Source organism: Jeotgalibaca sp. A127 (assembly GCF_052266745.1).
In the GTDB taxonomy this organism is placed as follows: Bacteria; Bacillota; Bacilli; order Lactobacillales; family Aerococcaceae; genus Jeotgalibaca.
The window spans coordinates 1-518 of the sequence record NZ_JBQPRC010000036.1 but is presented as its reverse complement, the minus strand read 5'-3'; the positions used below and the strand labels follow the sequence as shown (position 1 = coordinate 518).

Genomic DNA, 518 nt, shown 5'->3' with positions numbered 1-518 from the left:
GTAGAAACAGAATAGAACCTGCAAACAGGAAAGGAAGGATGAGCATGTCGAAGCGGCTCTTTACCGATGTAGAAGTGGCAGAAATCGCTAAAAATCCCTTTGTCAAACGGGTTTCGAATAAAGGTATTTCATATACTGATGATTTTAAAGTGCATTTCATCGTTGAACGGCAGAAAGGAAAATTTAATAATCAAATCTTTCAGGAGGCGGGTTTCCCAGTTGAAACACTGGGAGAATACAGAATAAATAGCTTCGCTGATAGATGGATGAAACGCTACCGCGCAAAAGGAATTGAAGCAATCAAGGATAACAGGAAAGGGGCCTCCGGCCGCCCTCGCCTCACCGAACTCTCGACCGAGGAGAAACTGAAACGGGCTCAACTGGAAATCGAACTGCTCAAACAGGAGAATGAACTTCTAAAAAAGCTCGACTTCGCCGAAAGGAGGGGAAATGAACTTACTAAAGCGGAAAAGTTCCGCCTTATTAAAGAGGCAGCGGATCGGCCACATTCCCTTCCT

General features: G+C 44.8%; 1 protein-coding gene. It reads left to right on the top strand.

What is annotated here, in order from left to right:
* Nucleotides 1-44 precede the first annotated feature (44 nt).
* The coding region (locus tag ACTVAI_RS11865; protein ID WP_443486752.1) for an HTH domain-containing protein at nt 45-518 on the top strand (474 nt) is incomplete at its 3' end.